Origin of the sequence: Microbacterium sp. NPDC089698 (genome assembly GCF_044749045.1) — a bacterium.
GTDB lineage: Bacteria > Actinomycetota > Actinomycetes > Actinomycetales > Microbacteriaceae > Microbacterium.
Genome location: NZ_JBIVHE010000002.1, coordinates 454,220 through 471,739 on the forward strand (window position 1 = coordinate 454,220; position 17,520 = coordinate 471,739).

At 67.8% G+C, this 17,520-nt stretch carries 18 protein-coding genes; 9 read left to right on the plus strand and 9 right to left on the minus strand.

The window, feature by feature from the left end:
• Positions 1-17 precede the first annotated feature (17 nt).
• From recF to dnaA, 4 genes are all read right to left on the minus strand, one after another.
• A complete protein-coding gene (recF, locus tag ACIPY5_RS09215; RefSeq protein ID WP_400969519.1) occupies positions 18-1,328 on the minus strand; it encodes a DNA replication/repair protein RecF in 1,311 nt (436 codons plus the stop codon).
• Between the two features lie 53 nt (positions 1,329-1,381).
• On the minus strand, positions 1,382-1,834 hold the full coding sequence (locus ACIPY5_RS09220; RefSeq protein ID WP_400969522.1) for a GNAT family N-acetyltransferase: 453 nt from the start codon (positions 1,832-1,834) through the stop codon (positions 1,382-1,384).
• Between the two features lie 4 nt (positions 1,835-1,838).
• Positions 1,839-2,978 (minus strand): DNA polymerase III subunit beta, encoded by a 1,140-nt coding sequence (dnaN, locus tag ACIPY5_RS09225; protein ID WP_045271324.1) that lies wholly within the window; start codon positions 2,976-2,978, stop codon positions 1,839-1,841.
• A gap of 503 nt (positions 2,979-3,481) precedes the next feature.
• Positions 3,482-4,918 carry a chromosomal replication initiator protein DnaA gene (gene dnaA, locus ACIPY5_RS09230; RefSeq protein ID WP_400969527.1) on the minus strand — a complete coding sequence of 479 codons (1,437 nt, stop codon included), beginning with the start codon at positions 4,916-4,918 and terminating at the stop codon, positions 3,482-3,484.
• Positions 4,919-5,182: 264 nt separating this feature from the next.
• Between dnaA and rpmH the strand changes: the two genes are divergently transcribed.
• From rpmH to ACIPY5_RS09275, 9 genes are all read left to right on the plus strand, one after another.
• Positions 5,183-5,320 (plus strand): 50S ribosomal protein L34, encoded by a 138-nt coding sequence (rpmH, locus tag ACIPY5_RS09235; protein ID WP_105689046.1) that lies wholly within the window; start codon positions 5,183-5,185, stop codon positions 5,318-5,320.
• Between the two features lie 3 nt (positions 5,321-5,323).
• Positions 5,324-5,656 (plus strand): ribonuclease P protein component, encoded by a 333-nt coding sequence (gene rnpA / locus ACIPY5_RS09240; protein ID WP_309341899.1) that lies wholly within the window; start codon positions 5,324-5,326, stop codon positions 5,654-5,656.
• A complete protein-coding gene (gene yidD / locus ACIPY5_RS09245; RefSeq protein ID WP_309341897.1) occupies positions 5,653-6,003 on the plus strand; it encodes a membrane protein insertion efficiency factor YidD in 351 nt (116 codons plus the stop codon). Before rnpA ends, yidD begins: the two co-directional genes overlap by 4 nt.
• Before the next feature lie 3 nt (positions 6,004-6,006).
• Positions 6,007-7,101 (plus strand): membrane protein insertase YidC, encoded by a 1,095-nt coding sequence (gene yidC / locus ACIPY5_RS09250; protein ID WP_309341895.1) that lies wholly within the window; start codon positions 6,007-6,009, stop codon positions 7,099-7,101.
• Positions 7,098-7,583 (plus strand): protein jag, encoded by a 486-nt coding sequence (locus ACIPY5_RS09255; protein ID WP_400969533.1) that lies wholly within the window; start codon positions 7,098-7,100, stop codon positions 7,581-7,583. The genes yidC and ACIPY5_RS09255 overlap by 4 nt, the downstream gene beginning before the upstream one ends.
• Before the next feature lie 15 nt (positions 7,584-7,598).
• The gene (gene rsmG, locus ACIPY5_RS09260; RefSeq protein WP_400969536.1) at positions 7,599-8,240 is read left to right on the plus strand and encodes a 16S rRNA (guanine(527)-N(7))-methyltransferase RsmG; all 642 of its coding nucleotides are present in this window, start codon (positions 7,599-7,601) and stop codon (positions 8,238-8,240) included.
• A gap of 685 nt (positions 8,241-8,925) precedes the next feature.
• Positions 8,926-9,849 carry a ParA family protein gene (locus tag ACIPY5_RS09265; RefSeq protein WP_309340354.1) on the plus strand — a complete coding sequence of 308 codons (924 nt, stop codon included), beginning with the start codon at positions 8,926-8,928 and terminating at the stop codon, positions 9,847-9,849.
• Positions 9,849-10,826: a ParB/RepB/Spo0J family partition protein gene (locus tag ACIPY5_RS09270; protein WP_400969539.1), complete on the plus strand. Its 978-nt coding sequence runs from the start codon at positions 9,849-9,851 to the stop codon at positions 10,824-10,826. The genes ACIPY5_RS09265 and ACIPY5_RS09270 overlap by 1 nt, the downstream gene beginning before the upstream one ends.
• A gap of 100 nt (positions 10,827-10,926) precedes the next feature.
• Positions 10,927-11,265: a tryptophan synthase subunit alpha gene (locus ACIPY5_RS09275; protein WP_400969542.1), complete on the plus strand. Its 339-nt coding sequence runs from the start codon at positions 10,927-10,929 to the stop codon at positions 11,263-11,265.
• A gap of 275 nt (positions 11,266-11,540) precedes the next feature.
• On the opposite strand, the gene trxA is transcribed toward ACIPY5_RS09275, so the two are convergent.
• From trxA to ACIPY5_RS09300, 5 genes are all read right to left on the minus strand, one after another.
• Positions 11,541-11,864, minus strand: a complete 324-nt coding sequence (gene trxA, locus ACIPY5_RS09280) for a thioredoxin (RefSeq protein ID WP_045271334.1) — start codon at positions 11,862-11,864, stop codon at positions 11,541-11,543.
• Between the two features lie 71 nt (positions 11,865-11,935).
• Positions 11,936-12,889 carry a thioredoxin-disulfide reductase gene (gene trxB / locus ACIPY5_RS09285; protein WP_309340360.1) on the minus strand — a complete coding sequence of 318 codons (954 nt, stop codon included), beginning with the start codon at positions 12,887-12,889 and terminating at the stop codon, positions 11,936-11,938.
• Between the two features lie 135 nt (positions 12,890-13,024).
• The gene (locus tag ACIPY5_RS09290; RefSeq protein WP_400969547.1) at positions 13,025-13,672 is read right to left on the minus strand and encodes an IMPACT family protein; all 648 of its coding nucleotides are present in this window, start codon (positions 13,670-13,672) and stop codon (positions 13,025-13,027) included.
• Between the two features lie 22 nt (positions 13,673-13,694).
• On the minus strand, positions 13,695-15,311 hold the full coding sequence (murJ, locus tag ACIPY5_RS09295) for a murein biosynthesis integral membrane protein MurJ (protein WP_400969549.1): 1,617 nt from the start codon (positions 15,309-15,311) through the stop codon (positions 13,695-13,697).
• Complete coding sequence (locus ACIPY5_RS09300) at positions 15,304-17,520, minus strand: DUF6049 family protein (protein ID WP_400969552.1); 2,217 nt, start codon at positions 17,518-17,520, stop codon at positions 15,304-15,306. The genes murJ and ACIPY5_RS09300 overlap by 8 nt, the downstream gene beginning before the upstream one ends.

The following is a 17,520-nucleotide window of genomic DNA, read 5'->3' on the forward strand; positions in this document are numbered from 1 at the left end:
GTTCCGGTTCGGAGCGTTCAGGCACGATCATCGTTCACCTCCCGGTCCTCCGTCGTGGTGGCCGTCGCCTCTGTTTCGGGGCGCATCTCTTCGTTTTGGGGCGCATCCTGCCGGGATTCCGTGGGATCCTGCGCCCCAAACGTCGATTCTGCGCCCCGAACCTCACGTTCGTCCGTGATCATGCCGGCCGAGACCCGGACGACGTGGCGGTGCAGCACGTCGGGGATGTCCTCCTCGACCGCGGCGGTCACGAGCACCTGCTCGTATCCGGCCGTGATCCCGGCGAGGCGGCGGCGGCGCTCGGCGTCGAGCTCGGCGAACACGTCGTCGAGGATGAGGACCGGATCCCCCGCGGGGGACTCCGCGCGGAGGAGCTCGGCCGACGCGAGGCGCAGCGCGAGTGCGATCGACCACGATTCGCCGTGCGAGGCGTATCCCTTCACCGGGAGGTCGCGCACCCGCAGCACGAGGTCGTCGCGGTGCGGCCCGACCAGCGTCAGCCCGCGCTCGAGCTCGGCCGAACGCTTGGCGGCGAGGGCGGTGCGGAAGAGCTCGGCCGTGGATCCGGCTCCGGCATCCTGATCCGGTCCCTGCGCCTGCCGAAGGGCGTCGCCCTCCTCGGGATCCCCGCCGCGGATCGACTGGGCCCAGTGCAGGCGGGGGTCGTGGTCCGCCCCCGCGATCGCCGAGTAGGCGCCGGCGAGACCGGGCTGCAGGTCGGCGGCGAGGCGGGACCGCGCGTCGATGATCTCGGATCCGAGCGCGATGAGCTTGTCATCCCAGACGTCGAGCGTCGTCAGGGCCTCGGCCTTCATGCCGCGGGCGCGCGCGGACTTCAGCAGCGCGGTGCGCTGGCGCAGCACCCGGTCGTAGTCGCCGAGCACGGCCGACATCCGAGGAGTGCGCTGGATGAGCAGCTGATCGGCGAAACGGCGTCGGGCCGACGGATCCCCGCGCACGATCTGCAGATCCTCCGGGGCGAACAGCACGACGTGCGCGTACCGGGGCAGGTCCGCCGTGCGACCTGGAGCGCCGTTGATGCGCGCCTTGTTCGAACCCTGGCGGTTGATCTGCACCTCGACCAGGACTTTTCTCTGTGCATGCGCGAGCCGGGCCCGGACGAACGCGGCCTCATGGCCGTCGCGCACCATGGGCGCGTCCGACGACACCCGGTGCGAGCCGAGCGTGGCGAGGAAGACGATGGCCTCGGCGAGATTCGTCTTGCCCTGGCCGTTGCGGCCGACGAGCACGTTCGGACCGCGGTGCAGCGTGAGCTCGGCGGTCGCGTAATTGCGGAAATCCACGAGGCTGAGATGCTCCACAATCACCCGAGCAACCTTACCTGCGGGCCCCGACACCGGGTGGGGCCGGAGGATCCGCCTCAGAGATCGCGTGCGACGTAGACCATGCCGCCCTCGCGGCGGATCTCCGACATGCCGGCCCGCGTCAGGACGGCGAGCGAGGCGAGGTTCGTCTCCTCGGTGTCCGCGATCGCGCGGATCGCGCCGTGGCCGGCGGCGATCCGCAGTCCCTCGGAGACGGCGGCCGTCGCGAGACCCCGGCCGCGGGCGGCGGGGACGAGCCCGTATCCGAACTCGACCGTTCCCGTCTCGTCCGGAGGCCCGAAGAATCCGAAGCCGCCGACCGCGACGCCCTCCTCGTCCCGGATCGCGTACATCGTGAAGACCGGATCCGCGCTCTCGCGGGAGGCCAGCGACCGCAGTGGCACGAGTTCGTCGGCGAACGGGTACTCCGGATGCCAGTCGTCCCCGGCCCGCTCCGCGCGCGCGACGATCCGCGCGGCGAGAGCGGGATCGATCGGATCCAGCCTCATCCGCTCAGCGGAGCAGCAGGTTCGGCTGCAGCAGGTACTTGTACGAGTCGAGGCCGGCCTGGTCGACCGACGTCTGGCTGGTGATCAGCACGGGGCTGAGCTTGTTCGCGTTGTCGGACGAGGTGAACGTGACGCGGACGAACTCGCTCTTGAGCGCACCGAGAGCCTCGAGCAGGTACTGCGGGTTCAGGCCGAGGGTGACCTCTTCGCCGTTGAGGTGCGCGTCGACCGACTCGGAGGCGCGGGCCTGCTCTCCGCCCGAGGCGTCCATCGTGACATCCGAGGTGTCGAACGTGAACCGCAGCGGCGCGGAGCGGTCCAGCACGAGCGCGACACGACGCACGGCTTCCGTGAGGTCCGCGGTGCTGACGACCGCGTGATGATCGGTCTGCTCGGGGAAAAGGCGCCTGACCGGGGGGAAGTTGCCCTTGATCAGCAATGAGGTCACGGTCTTGTTGCCCGCGGTGAACGCGATGATCTCGCGGTCGCCGGCGCCGGAGAACGAGATCTGGATCGTGCCTGCGTGGCCGAAGGTCTTGCCGACCTCCTGCAGCGTGCGGGCGGGGACGAGCGCCGTCTGCTCCGCGGCTTCGCCGTCCCACGGCACGTCGCGCAGCGACACCCGGTATCGGTCGGTGGCCACGAGGCTGAGGGTGTTCTCGCTGACCTCGAGCTGGACGCCGGTGAGCACCGGAGTGACGTCATCGCGCGAGGCGGCGAACGCGACCTGTGCGATCGCGGTGCCGAAGTCCTCGGCGGGGACGACGCCGCTGGTGCCGGTGACCTCGGGGATCGAAGGATATTCCTCGACCGGCATGGCCGCGAGGGTGAAGCGCGCGGATCCGCAGCGCACGGCGATGCCGCCGTCCTCCTCGACGGAGATCTCGATCGGGGCGTTCGGCAGACGGCTGGCGATGTCGGACAGAAGGCGGCCGTGCACGAGGATCGTGCCGGGTTCGTCGACCGTGGCCTCGATCGTGGTGCGCGCGGAGGCCTCGTAGTCGAAGGCCGAGAGGGTGAGCCCTTCGTCACCGGCCTCGATCAGGACTCCGGCCAGGATCGGCTGCGGGTTGCGCTGAGGCAGCAGCTTGACGACGAAGGACACAGCTTCGCTGAAGACATCGCGATTGACCTGGAACCTCACCGGCGCTCCTCCGTCGACTGAAGGCGGAGGAATGACACGTTCCTCCGCGCCCTGGCAGACACCAGGGGATCCCATGCTAATGCCACGCGGCGTCAGGTCCAGGTCCAAGTGCCTCGGATCCGGATCCATCCCCAACCGGGCACCCGGTGGTGATCGATGGACCGGGATTCGAAAGGAGTTCTTAACAGTGTTAACGCCTGTGGATACTGTGGATAACTCTGGGGATGCTTTGCGGCTCTAGGGAACTACAAACGTGTGAGTTGTGGAGATCCTGCGGAAACAGTGGGGTTCCGGGGGATCGTGCGCGGATCCGATTCCCCGAGTTATCCACAGATCGTGGTCCCGGATGGGGATTCCACGCCGTGCTGATCCCGAGATATCCCCAAGTTATCCACATGTGGACTTCCGGGCGAGGCGGATGCCGGAATTCGCGGCGGGATCGCCGAACGGCCCTCAGCGTCCGTCCTGCGGACGCGTGGAGGCGGCTGAGCGCGGGGCGGGCCTCAGCGCCGGCTGAGCTGGGCGGTGATCTCGGTCACCTGGTTGAAGATCGCGCGGCGCTCCTTCATGAGCTCGCTGATCTTCTTGTACGCGTACATCACGGTGGTGTGGTCGCGGTTTCCGAAGAGCTGGCCGATCTTCGGGAGGGACAGGTTGGTCCGTTCGCGGCAGAGATACATGGCGATCTGCCGTGCGGTCGCGATCTGCTGCGAACGGCTGGATCCGTACAGATCGTCCTCGGAGAGCTTGAAGTAGTTCGCCGTCGTCGTGATGATGTCGGTCGGCGAGACGATGCTGTCCTCGTCCTGGTCGACGATGTCCCGCAGCGCGGTCTGCGCCGTGGCGATGTCGAGGGCGGAGCGGTTGAGGTTGGCGAAGGCGGTGGCGCGGATGAGGGCACCCTCGAGCTCGCGGATGTTGGACGAGACCTTGGTGGCGATGTACTCGAGCACGTCGTCCGGAACATGGAGCTGCTCGCTCTGCGCCTTCTTGCGGAGGATCGCGATGCGCGTCTCGAGGTCGGGCGCCTGCACATCGGTGATGAGGCCCCACTCGAACCGGCTGCGCATCCGCTCCTCGAAGCCCGTGAGGTGCTTCGGCGGAAGGTCGCTCGTGATGACGACCTGCTTGTTGTGGTCGTGCAGCTGGTTGAAGGTGTGGAAGAACGCTTCCTGGGTCTCCGCACGGCCCTGCAGGAACTGGATGTCATCGATCATCAGGATGTCGACCTCGCGGTACCGCGCCTGGAAGGCGGATCCGCGGTTGTTGGCGATCGAGTTGATGAAGTCGTTCGTGAACTCCTCGCTCGAGACGTACCGCACCTTGACCCCGGCGTACAGGGACTGCGCGTAGTCGCCGATCGCGTGGAGCAGGTGGGTCTTGCCGAGTCCGGGGCCTCCGTAGATGAACAGCGGGTTGTAGGCCTTCGCGGGTGCTTCGGCCACGGCCACGGCGGCCGCGTGCGCGAAGCGGTTGGACTGGCCGATGACGAAGTTGTCGAAGACGTACTTCGGGTTCAACCGCGACTCGTGACGGGTGGGCGTCGGCTGCTGCTCGATGGGGGAGTCGACGCGGGTGGGCTCCTGCCGCCCCGGCACGAAGTCGGCGACCGGGATCGGCAGGGTCTGCTGCTCGACCATGTCGTGGTTGACGGTGACGCGGAAAGAGGTGACCTCGTCGCCGATGCGGGCGAGCGCTTCCATGATCGGAAGGCGCAGGCGCTTGTTGATCTGCCCCGCGGTGAGATCGTTCGGCACCTCGAGGTAGAGCGTGGCCGTCATCACGCCGGCGGGGACGGCCAGGTTGAGGAAGCCCTGGAGAGGCGCCGTGACGCGCTCGTCACGGGCGAGCTCCGCGAGAAGTTCGTCCCAGATGGGGACCTCGGACTCTGCGGCTGCGGACATGGTTCCCCCGGGCGACTCGGCACAGCGGGCGGACATGGACACGCTGCCTGTGGATAACTGCTCGTGCCACGGTAGTCAGCCTGGGCCGCGAGGGCAACCTGCGACTGGGAACCACGGACGGCGTGTCCCTGTTGAAGGATCCCTCCACAGGTGTGGATAATGATCCTTTCGGCTGCTCGGTTTGCGATGTCGGGGTGGACGTCGTAGCCTTAATCGGTTGACTTATGCCATTTCGGCAGTCTTTGTCCACCGTCTCCGGCCGCATCGATCCCGGTGACAGCTTCCCTTCCCGGAGAAATCATGAGCAAGCGCACTTTCCAGCCCAACAACCGTCGTCGCGCCAAGAAGCACGGCTTCCGCGCCCGTATGCGGACCCGCGCCGGCCGCGCCATCCTCTCGGCCCGCCGCACGAAGGGCCGTGTCGAGCTCTCGGCGTAACCCGTGCTCGCCCGCCCGCATCGCCTCGTCCGCGGGTCCGACTACCGCACGGTGGTTCGGCGCGGGCGGCGGTACGGCGGGCCGCGGTTGGTCGTCTCGGTGCTCGACACCGGTGAACAGCGCCCTGTGCGCTTCGGCTTCATCGTGAGCAAGCAAGTGGGAAACGCTGTGACCCGGAACACCGTCCGGCGACGCCTGAAGGACGCGTGCGCCCGCCAGCTCCCGCTGCCCGACGGCCTCGACATCGTGATTCGCGCCCTGCCCTCCGCGGCAGAGGCGCGTTTCGCGGATCTGCTCTCAGATCTCGCACGGGCCGTGGAACGGGGTGCGCGATGAGCGCTCTTCCGGCGTACTCACGGGGGACCGCGCATCTGCACGCTGCGGACGCGCTGCGGGCGGTCCCGCTGGTGCCGCGCAACCTCGTGCTGGGATTCCTCACGGCCTATCGCGCGGTGGTCTCGCCGCTGTACGGCGATGTCTGTGCGTACTACCCATCTTGTTCCGCCTACGCTGTAGGTGCGGTGCAGCAGCACGGCGCGGTGAAGGGCGCAGGCCTCTCGGCGTGGCGGATCCTGCGCTGCAATCCCTGGAGCCACGGCGGCGTGGACGACGTGCCACCGCATTCCGACTTCCGACACGCCCTCACGCCACGAGGATTCGTCGTACCCTCCCGAAAGGACTGATCAGTGGGTTCCGACCTCCTGTTTGCCGCGTCAACGACGCCCGCTGCCTCGAGCGGCGGCTTCGATCTGCTCGGCATCGTCATGTGGCCGTTCAAGGCGCTGGTCGAGGCGATCCTCGTCGCCTGGCACTGGCTGTTCACCGCGATCGGCCTGCCGGGCGCTGCCGGTCTCACCTGGGTGCTGTCGATCGTCGGCCTCGTGCTGGTCATTCGCGCGGCGGTCTTCCCGCTCTTCGTGCGGCAGATCAAGAGCCAGCGCAAGATGATGGAAATCGCCCCTGAACTAAAGAAAGTTCAGGAGAAGTACAAGGGCAAGCGTGACCAGCTGAGTCGCGAGGCGATGAGTCGCGAAACCATGGCGCTGTACAAGAAGCACGGCACGACGCCGATGTCGAGCTGTCTTCCGCTGCTGGTGCAGATGCCCTTCCTGCTCGGCATGTTCTACACGCTGAGCGACGTGAAGAAGCACGCGCAGGCGGGTGAAGGCGGTGTCTGGCTGCTCACGAAGCAGCTCACGAAGCAGTTCTACGACGCGACGCTGTTCGGCGTCGCCCCGCTGCACACCAGCCTCACCGACGCCGTGCAGCAGAAGCCGGCCGGCTGGGAGACCACGGTCGCGATCCTCGTCGTCCTGGTGATCCTCATGATCGGATCCCAGTTCTTCACGCAGCTGCAGATCATTTCGAAGAACCTGTCGCCCGAGGCCAAGACCGGTCAGGCGTACCAGATGCAGAAGATCATGCTCTACATCCTGCCGCTGGGCTTCATCTTCTCCGGTCTGTTCTTCCCGCTCGGCGTCGTCATCTACTGGTTCATCAGCAACCTGTGGACCATGGGCCAGCAGTTCCTCGTGCTCCGAGAGATGCCCACACCCGGATCCGATGCCGCCAAGGCGCGCGAGGAGCGTCTCGCCCGCAAGGGCAAGGCCATCAACTCCGAGGGCAAGGTCGTGCCCATGGCCGCCTACGAGGCCGAGCAGCAGAAGATGCTCGAGGACGCCGAGCGTCTGCGGGCCCAGCAGCCCAAGAGGCAGCAGCCGAAGAGCGCCAAGCGCGCGAAGAGGGATCAGGACAAGACCCCGAACGGAGACAAAGCATGACCGAGCAGGATGTCGCCGAGCCGACCGTATCCGACCTCGAGAACGAGGGTGACGTCGCCGCGGACTTCATCGAGGGTCTGCTGGACATCGCCGACATCGACGGCGATCTGACCCTCGACGTCAAGCAGGGCCGCGCTTACGTCTCGGTCGAGGCGGAGGGCGACGGTCTCCGCCTGCTTTCCGCTCCCGACACGGTGCAGGCGCTGCAGGAGCTCACCCGCCTCGCGGTGCAGAGCAGCACGGGATCCTTCTCCCGCGTGATCCTGGACGTGGCCGGCTCCCGGGATGCCCGGCGCTCGCAGCTCGAGCGTCTGGTCGACTCGGCCGTGGTGAAGCTCGACGAGGGTGCATCGCAGGCATCTCTGCCGTCGATGTCGAGCTACGAGCGCAAGCTGGTTCACGACATTGTGGCGGAGCGGGGCCTCATCTCCGAGTCCTACGGCGAGGGTCCGACCCGGCACACCGTCATCCGTCGGCACTGACGTTTCACGTGAAACATGTCTGAACCCGTGTCGTCCGAGCTCGAGCAGGAGCCGGCTGCCGCGTCGGCCCTCTTCGGTGATCGGATCGATCTGGCGCGCGCCTTCACCGCAGCGCTGTCCGAGCAAGGCGAGGAGCGCGGCCTGATCGGCCCGCTCGAGGTGCCGCGACTGTGGACCCGGCACATCCTCAACAGCGCGATCGCCGCCCCTCTGTTCCACGGCTCTGTCGCTGACGTGGGATCCGGTGCCGGACTGCCCGGGATCGTGCTGGCGATCGCTCGACCGGATGTGCGGTTCACGCTCGTCGAGCCGATGGAACGCCGTGTGGCATGGCTCGACGAGCAGGTCACGGCACTCGGGCTCTCGAACGTCTCCGTCGTGCGCGGGCGTGCGGAGGAGGTCGGGCTCAGCGGGACCTTCGACATGGTCACCGCTCGGGCGGTCAGCGCGCTGCGCACGCTTCTCCCGTGGACCGCACCCCTGGCTCGCAGCGGGGGAGAGCTCGCGCTGCTCAAGGGTGTCAATGCCGAGAACGAGATCACGGCGGCTCAGAAGCAGATCCGGAAGTTCCTGCTGAGCGACGTACGCGTCGAGATCCTCGGTGAGGGCGTGCTCTCCGAGACCACGCGCGTGCTGCGCGCGACCGTCCGCGGCTGAGTCTTTCGTTCGGGCGGCATCCCTTTGCGACTGTTGGCTACGCAGCCTCGATCAGTGGCGCCCGGGCTGCGGGGTGTGCGGTCCGCGAATCGGCGGGTTCCTTCCCGCTTCGCGGGCCCCTCCCGATATTCGCGGACCGCACACCCCTTCGCCCTCCTTCGGAATCGCCATCGTCGTGGTTGATCCGTGTAGGACGACGTACCGACCCACCTATCTGGCCGTACGTTTCACGTGAAACGTTGAGAGAGCCGAGGGTAGGTGGCTTTGTGTCTTCGGCGAAGAAGGCCTTGGCTACGCGCAATGCACATTCGACGGCGTGGCCCTACAGCCCGCGCCACCGGTCTGGGGTTCGCACCGCCTCGTTTCACGTGAAACATCCCTATCTCACCCAAGGTGACCGACCCCGGCAGGGGAGGGCGCAGGGGTGTGCGGGTGACGAACATAGGGAGGGGCCCGCGGAGCGGGAAGGAACCCTCCGATTCGTCACGCGCACACCCCGGAGCCCGGGTCCGCAACGAGGCCGAATCCCCTGAACGAGTGCCGGCCGAGGTTAGCGTCGCCCTGCGAGCGCCATGTTTCACGTGAAACATCACACTGATTCGCCGATGCACAAGGGGATTGTCGGCCGCGCAAGTTAGAGTGGAGATTCCGTCGTTTCCCCGTCGGAGATCGTCGAAAGGAGTGGATGTTTCACGTGAAACAGTCCTCAAGCACCTCGACTGCTGGATACGGCGTGGACACCCCCCTTGCGCGGGAACTCGCGGATCTGACCGCTCGCCGCAGAGCATTGGACTCCGTCACGGTTCGCTTCGATGGACCGACCCGTGTCTTCACGATCTCGAACCAGAAGGGTGGCGTCGGCAAGACGACGACGGCCGTGAACATCGCCGCGGCGATGGCGGATCTCGGGGCGAAGGTCCTGGTGATCGATCTGGATCCGCAGGGGAACGCCTCGACGGCATTGGGGGTTCCGCACACTGCGGATCTGCAGAGCATCTATGACGTGCTGATCAGTGATGTCCCACTTGTCGACGTGGTGCAGGTGAGTCCGGAGTCGCCGAACCTGCTGTGCGCTCCGAGTACGATCCACCTCGCCGGAGCGGAGATCGAGCTCGTCTCCCAGGTCGCGAGAGAGCACCGTCTGCGTACTGCGCTCAACGACTACCTGGCTGCGCACCCCGCCGACGTCGTCATCATCGACTGCCCGCCCTCGTTGGGCCTGCTCACGATCAATGCCTTCACTGCCGCGACCGAGGTCATGATCCCGATCCAGTGCGAGTACTACGCACTGGAAGGCTTGAGCCAGCTGCTCGGCAACATCCGGATGATCCAGAAGCACCTGAATCCGGAGCTCACGATGTCGACGATCCTTCTGACGATGTTCGATGGACGCACCCGTCTTGCGCAGCAGGTCGCGGAGGAGGTGCGTGGTCACTTCCCGCACGAGGTGCTGGACACCGTGATCCCGCGTTCGGTGCGCGTCTCCGAAGCGCCGAGCTTCGGTCAGACGGTGATCGCCTATGACGGACAGTCGGTGGGCGCGGTCGCCTACAGGGAAGCAGCAGTGGAGATCGCCCGTCGGGCGACGGAAAACGAGAAGGGGCACTGATGGCCAAACGCACAGGACTCGGCCGGGGGATCGGCGCACTCATCCCCACCTCGGATGCCACAGAGCGTCCTGTCGATGTGTTCTTCCCCGGCGCCCGACTCGAGGCCGTGCCCGACACCGCGGCTGCCACCAAGGTCGCGGAGCCGGAAGAGGACCTCATCGCGGTGCCCGGTGCACGTCTGATCCGCGTGGATCCGCATGACATCGTCCCGAACCCCCGTCAGCCGCGCACCCACTTCAACGAGGGCGATCTCGCGGAGCTCGTGCACAGCGTGCGCGAGTTCGGTGTGCTGCAACCGGTCGTCGTGCGCGAGAACGAAGACGGCAAATACGAGCTGATCATGGGGGAGCGGCGTACCCGTGCGGCCCGTGAGGCCGGACTGGAGTCCATCCCCGCGATCCTGCGCGAGACCGCGGATGAGGATCTGCTGCGCGACGCGCTCCTAGAGAACCTGCACCGCTCCCAGCTGAACCCGCTCGAGGAGGCATCCGCCTATCAGCAGCTGCTCGAGGACTTCGGCATCACCCAGGAGGCGCTCGCGCTCCGCATCGGGCGTTCGCGCCCGCAGGTGAGCAACACCATCCGCCTCCTGCGCCTCCCGGTCCCCGTGCAGCAGCGAGTGGCAGCCGGCGTGCTGTCGGCAGGGCACGCCAGGGCGATCCTCTCCCTCGATGACGCCGACCTCATGCAGCGTCTGGCGGACAAGGTCGTCAACGAGGATCTCTCGGTGCGCGCCACCGAAGAAGCCGCGAAGACCATCGCCGCGGCGGGCGAGGTGGCGAAGTCGGTCAAGCCGCAGGCCGGTGCGCGGCGTGCCTACCTCGACGATGTCGCAGGGAAGCTCGGTGACCGCCTGAACACCCGTGTTCAGATCGCGCTCGGGGCGCGGAAAGGCCAGGTCAAGATCGAGTTCGCCTCGATTCAGGACTTGAACCGCATCCTGGCGGAGATCGGCGAGGAAGGCTTCGGCTCCTAAGCGAGGATCCGCTGTCCCTGCCCCGACGAAGGCCCGGTGACGATCCGCGAGAGTGGATCCTCCGGGCCTTCGTCCATCTGGTGCCGCGTAGGCTTGGGGGGTGACTGAATCCCCGACGCGCCGTGCCAGCCTCGAAGTGCTGCGCGCCGAAGCGGCGGATGAGCTCGCCGTCCTCGTTCAGGAACGGCTGCTCGGGGGAGAGGACCCGTGGGCGTTCATGGAGGAGCTGCCCAGCGTCGACGAGCTGGTGGTGTTCCTGCTGCGCGCCGACGAGATCGTGGAGAACGGCGGCACCCGGCCCGACGAGGCGGGGAACTTCGACGTCCTCCGCCGGATCGCCCTGGACTACCCGGAGCTCACTCCGATCGTCTGGAGTCTGCTCGGGGACGGCCCGAAGTACCGACGGTGGGATCTCCTCGCGGACGACACGCGTCCTTGACCCGAGGCCTCTGGTCTCGTTTCACGTGAAACATCGTGCGTGCGGGTCTGTTTCGATGGCTCGCGATCCACGTCGCGGATGCGCTGGCGGATAGATCGGAACCTGCTCGACGGCCGGCTCTACATCCCCGGGGACCGTTTCACGTGAAACGGTCGAGTGCACGCGCTTGCCGAGAGGGCTCCTGGAGGCTCGGGGCGTTTCACGTGAAACATCACCCCAGAAAACGACGAAGCCCGCCCTCCGGATGGAGAGCGGGCTTCGAGGTTGTCGGTGGATCAGCCGAGGAATGCGGCCAGATCCTGCTCGAGCGCGAACTTCGGCTTGGCGCCGATGATCGTGGTCTTGACCTCGCCGCCCTGGAAGACCTTCATCGCCGGGATCGACGTGATCTGGTACTTCATGGCGAGATCCGGGTTCTCATCCACGTTGAGCTTGAGGATGGTGATCTTGTCGCCGTTCTCGGCCTGGATCTGGTCCAGGACGGGCGCGACCATACGACAGGGACCGCACCACTCGGCCCAGAAGTCGACCAGAATGGCGCCATCGGCCTGAAGCACGTCCTGCTCCCAGGTCGCCTGGCTGGTTGCCTTGGCAGTCATGATTCTCCTTTGTGAAAGCGTGAGACGCTCAGAGGCGTCAACAGCGATAGGGGCTGAAGTGTTCCCGAGGCCTAGACGAGAACGGACTCGGCGGAGGTTCCGTCCGAGAGGGCGGCGAGGAAGTGCTCGACGTCGAGTGCTGCGACCGTGCCGGATCCGGCTGCCGTGATCGCCTGGCGGTAGGTCGGGTCGATCACGTCGCCGGCGGCGAACACACCGGGGACGGACGTGCGCGAAGTGCGCCCGTCGACCCAGATCGTGCCCTCGGCGGTCAGGTCGAGCTTGCCGTGCACGAGGTGCGTGCGCGGGTCGTTGCCGATCGCGATGAAAAGGCCGTCGACGGGCAGGTCGGTGGTGGTGCCGTCGACGGTGTTGCGCAGGCGCACGCCGGTGGTGGCGTCGTCGCCCAGGACCTCTTCGACGGCGCTGTTCCAGATGAACTCGATCTTGTCGTTCGCGAAGGCGCGCTCCTGCATGATCTTGGAGGCGCGGAGCGAGTCCTTGCGGTGGATGATGTAGACCTTCGAGGCGAACTTCGTGAGGAAGGTCGCCTCCTCCATCGCCGAGTCGCCGCCGCCGACGACGGCGATCGTGCGCTCGCGGAAGAAGAACCCGTCGCAGGTCGCGCACCACGAGACGCCGTGGCCGGAGAGGCGCTCCTCGCCGGGGATGCCCAGCGTGCGGTAGGCGGATCCGGTCGCGTAGATCACGGACGCGGCCTCGAGGACCGTCCCGCTGCCGAGCGTGACCTTCTTGATCTCGCCGTCGAGCTCGAGCTCGGTGACGTCGTCGTAGAGCACCTCGGTGCCGAATCGCTCGGCCTGCTCCTGCATCTTTGCCATCAGATCGGGGCCCTGGATGCCCTCGGGGAAGCCGGGGAAGTTCTCGACCTCGGTGGTCTTCATCAGCTCGCCTCCGACCTCGACCGAGCTCGCCACGAGAACCGGGTTCAGGTTCGCGCGAGCCGCGTAGATCGCCGCGGTGAACCCCGCAGGTCCCGAACCGATGATGATGACCTGTCGCATTGCCTCTCCTTGCTGTCGCACGCTTCAACACATGGTACCGGCGCGGCATTCCGCGGAGCTGGGCGAGCCTTTCGAGGCGGGGGATGCAACTTCCACCCCGAGACGCGGGAGTGATCGTGTGAGGAGGAACCCGCGTCAGGCGACGACGTCGACGACGCGGGTCTCGCCGAAGACCGGGGCGAGGGATCCTGCCGACAACGCCGCCAGATCGTCGACGAGCAGCGCCTGGTCGGTGGGAGGCACCCAGAGGGTGAATGAGGCCACGGAGCCGTACACGACATCGCCGAAAGAGGATCCGTGCGCATCGGCCCAGTCCCTGAGGCCGTTGTCGATGCGTCCGGCGTCGCCGTGCGGAACGTCGATGCGTGCCTCGAGGAGCTCACGACGATGCAGCAGCGCTGCCTCGTCCAGCGCGTCCGAGACCGCCGTCGAATAGGCCCGGATCAGTCCGCCCGCACCGAGCTTCACGCCGCCGAAGTACCGCGTGATGACCGCGACCACGTCGGTGAGGCCACGGCGCCGCAAGACCTCGAGCATCGGGATCCCCGCCGTGCCGGAGGGTTCGCCGTCATCGGAGGATCGCGCCTGGTCACCGGTCACGCCGGTCACCATCGCGGTGCAGTTGTGACGCGCGTCCCAGTACTGCCGGCGGACGGAGGCGATCACCTCATCCGCCTCGGCCACGGATCGGACGGGGACCAGGTGGGCGATGAAGCGCGACTTCTTCACGACGAGCTCGCGCGTGAGGGGCGCGGCGATCGTGTCGGGATAGGTGCGGGTCACGAGGGTGCCTGGACGAGGGCGCTCATCGGGACGGCGCGAACCGGCGGACGAGACCCTTGAGCGCGTCGAGCTCCGGCGCGCGCAGCAGGGCGAGCAGTCCGATGTAGACCACGAGGACCACGAGGCCGACGATCGCCGCACCGAGCGCGCCGGTCAGCTGCGATGCCAGGGTCCATCCCGTGGGGCCGCCGAGAAGGAGATAGGTCCCCCATCCCGCGGCGGCAGCAGGAATCGCTGCGACCGCGAACCGCCCGATCGCGAGTGTCCAGCTCGCGGTGCCGATGCCGCCGAGCCGTCGGTGCAGCAGCCACACGGCGAGGATCGTCTGGATGGTACTCGCGAGCGACTGCCCGAGAGCGATCACCGCAGCGAGGTTCTCGACCGGGACGGTGTCCGTGGAGACCAACAGCTGAGCGCTGAAGGCCGTGGCGACGATGAGCGAGCACTGCACCAACGTGAACAGGAACGGAGTGCGCGTGTCGCCGTAGGCGTAGAACGTGCGCTGCACGATGAAGAGCACGGCGAGTGGGATGAGCGCGGGGAGGTAGGCCACGAGGACCAGAGCGGCTTCCGGGGCGTCGATGCGGAACTTCGTGAACACCCGTGATGCGGGCACAGCCGCGGCGAGCACGGCAGCCAGAGCGCCCATCAGGAAGAAGGCGAGGATGCGGATCGAACGCGTGATGTCCTCACGCACCAGGCCGTGATCGCCCGCGTGCGCATGTTCGCTGAGCTGTGTGAAGTAGGGAGTGCCGATCGAGAGCACGATGATCGAGTACGGGAGCATGAACACGAGCCAGGCATTGGCCATGACGGCGATGGACGGTCCTGCGCCCGAGGCCATGCTCGCGACATTGTTCTGGTAGATCCCGGCGCCGAGGCCCATGAGCGCCATGAGCAGGGTCCACCCGGCCATGCGACCGACGTTCCCGAGGCCCACGCCGCGCCAGCGAAAGTCTGGACGTAGACGAAGACCGGTGCGCGGCCAGAAGGCGAGCAGGATGCCAGCCTGAATGGCGATGGCGCCCGTCACAGTGACGCCGAGCCACGCGATGCGGTCCGGCGTCCACTGTGCAATGTGCTCCAGGGGTGTGCCGAACAGGGCCCCGATCACCAGGAAACCGGCGATCGAGACGATGTTGTTGGCGACTGGTGCCCAGGTGAACGGACCGAAGATGCGACGAGCGTTCAAGGTTTCGCCGACCAGTGAGTAGAGGCCGTAGAAGAAGATCTGCGGCAGGCACCAGTAGGAGAGCGCGATCGCGAGGGCCTGCTGCTCTGGCGGCCGGTGGCCCAAGGTCAGCCACACCAGCCACGGGGCTGCCAGCATCGCGAGCGCGGTCGTGATGAGGAGAACCACGGTGCCGAGCGTGAAGAGCTTGGAGATGAATGCGTTGCCTCGGTCGCTATGGGCTGCCGCCTGCACGATCTGCGGCACGATCACGGCGGTGAGCACGCCCGCGGAGATGATTGCGTATACGTCGTTGGGCAGCTGGTTCGCGACGTTGAACGCATCTGCGGCGGGCGCGGCATTGGCGCCGATGAGCCCGACCAGCACGATCGTGCGCAGCAGCCCGGTGACCCGGGACACCATCGTGCCCGCCGCGAGCAGCGCGCTTGCGCGACCGAGGCTACTCATTCGTCTCCCTGTCCGCCGGAGCGGATCCGGCATTCCCGTCTGCGAGGGCCTGCGTCTGCGGTCCCGTCTCAGGATCGGAGGCCGCGTCCGCGGGGTCCGTCGGGCCGTCCTCCGATGCGCCGGAATCGTCCATGCCGTCTGCGGCATGGACCGCGGCGGCAGCCCTGCGGCGGCGGATCGTGCGGATGATCCCCGCGCCGATGAGAAGCACGCCGAGGCTGCCGAAGACGATCAGGCCGATCGCCTCCCACTCCGCGCGGATCGTGAGTCGAGCCGTCTGCGTCGGACCGATCGCGACGCCCGTCGGACTCGTCAGCGACATGCTCAGCGTGAGTTCCGTGTTCGCCACGTGCGACTCGAGGGGGAGCCGCACGCGCGTGGTGCTCGAGGGCTGCGCCTCGACCTCGGTCTTGGCGGGCACGTCGATGCGGCTGTCGCTGGAGGACACGTTGAGCGTGACCCGCACCGGATACGGGAGGTCGTTGCGCACCCACGCCGGCACGTCGACCTTGGGGCTGATCAGGATCGGGTTCGACGGCTGGATCCCGACCGCGCCCATGGTCTTCTGCGTCGACGTGCGGTGCGTCTTGAGAGCGGCCGCGAAGTCCTCGGGCGTCGTGTGCACGCCGACCCCGAGCAGGCGCAGCATGGAGATGCGCTCGCGCACGGTGAGGTCGGCCGGGCGCTCCAGGATCGTGGCGAACTGGGCCAGGCGATCCGCGTCCGCGTTCAGGGCGACGACCGCGGCGGCACGGTCCTCGGCGGACTCCGTCGAGACCGTCAGCTCCGTGGGCGCGCCGGACAGCACGCGGTCGAGCCGGCCGTCCTGCCCCCCGCTGAACGTGGTGATGGCGCTGGACAGCCCCTCCTCGGATCGCGTGTCCGCACGGGAGAGTCCGGCGAGCACGGTCGAACCCGGCGCGTCGAACCACAGCATCGCGTTCGCTTCGGTCAGTGCGCCGCCGCGTGCCACCGCATCCGACTGGCCGGCGGCGGTGCTGAGCGCCTCTGACACGGCTTCATCGCTGACGAGCACCGGGGCTCCGTCGACGGCGCCGCGCGAAGCGACGGGCGCATCCTTCGCTCCCGCGGCGAACGTCGTCGACGGGAGGATGGAGAGCGTGCCGGTTCCGGGCGCGCCGTAGTGCGACATCGTCGCGATCTGACCCGCGGTCACCTGACCGCGCGGCCACAGGATGTCGGTGCGGGCGCCGGCGATCGCCGCGGGCGAAGCCGGACTCTGCCCGGGAGCCGCGGTCGTCGACGGGGTCGGAGCAGGAGTCGTCGGCGTCTTGCCCGTGGGATTGACGAAGGGGTCGAAGTCGTCGACCGTGAGCGGCGCGTTCAGGCCGGCTGCCGCCTGGGCCGTGGCGTCCGCATCGCCGAACTGCAGCGTGAAACGCTCGTTGGGCAGGGCCTCGAGACGCGCGAGCCATGCCGCCGCCGTGGCGGGGGCACCGGCGCCGAGCACGCGGATCGCCGCGGGGATCGACGGGTCGACGGCGAGCACGGCCCCCGTTCCGGCCACGCCGTTCAACTGCGCCGTGAGTGCGCCGGCGGGCGCGGTGAGGGCGGTGAGCTCGGCGGCGCTCAGCAGGTCGCCGGCCGGCGTCGCGGTGAAGGGCACCACGGTGATGACCGTCGCCGGCGCGCCCTGCGCGACCACGAGGGCGCTGCGCGCGGGGGCGGGAGCGTCCGTCAGCGCCGGGGTGGTGTCGAACCGGGCCTGCAGGGGGTAGACGCCGGGTGCGAGCGCGCCGACGTCCGTCCCGGGGACCACGACCTGGGTGCGCGAGGTCCCCTCGGCATCCAGCACGGTGGTGCTGACGTCGCCGATCGGACTGAGCGCCGGAGCGTCGCCGGATCCGTCCAGCCAGGCGCCCACGGCACGGCGGTCGCCGAGCGGAGCCCGTCCGAGCTCCAGGTGCACCGTGCCCGCGCCGAGGCCCGTCGTGGCGTCGTTGCGGAGGATGAGCGTCGCCGTCAGGGGCGATCCGGGCGCATAGGAGCCGTTCCCGTCCGGCTGGAGGGAGAGCTGCACGCCGGCGTGCTGCGGCGTCGGCGTCGGACTCGGCGTGGGCGTCGCCTCTGCCGACGCGGGCGATGCCGCGACCAGGGGGAGTCCCAGACTCAGCGCGACGAGGAGAGCCCCCGCCGTGCGGCGCAGGCGCCGTCGCGGAGAGGCGGGTTCGGTCTGAGTGGAAGTCAT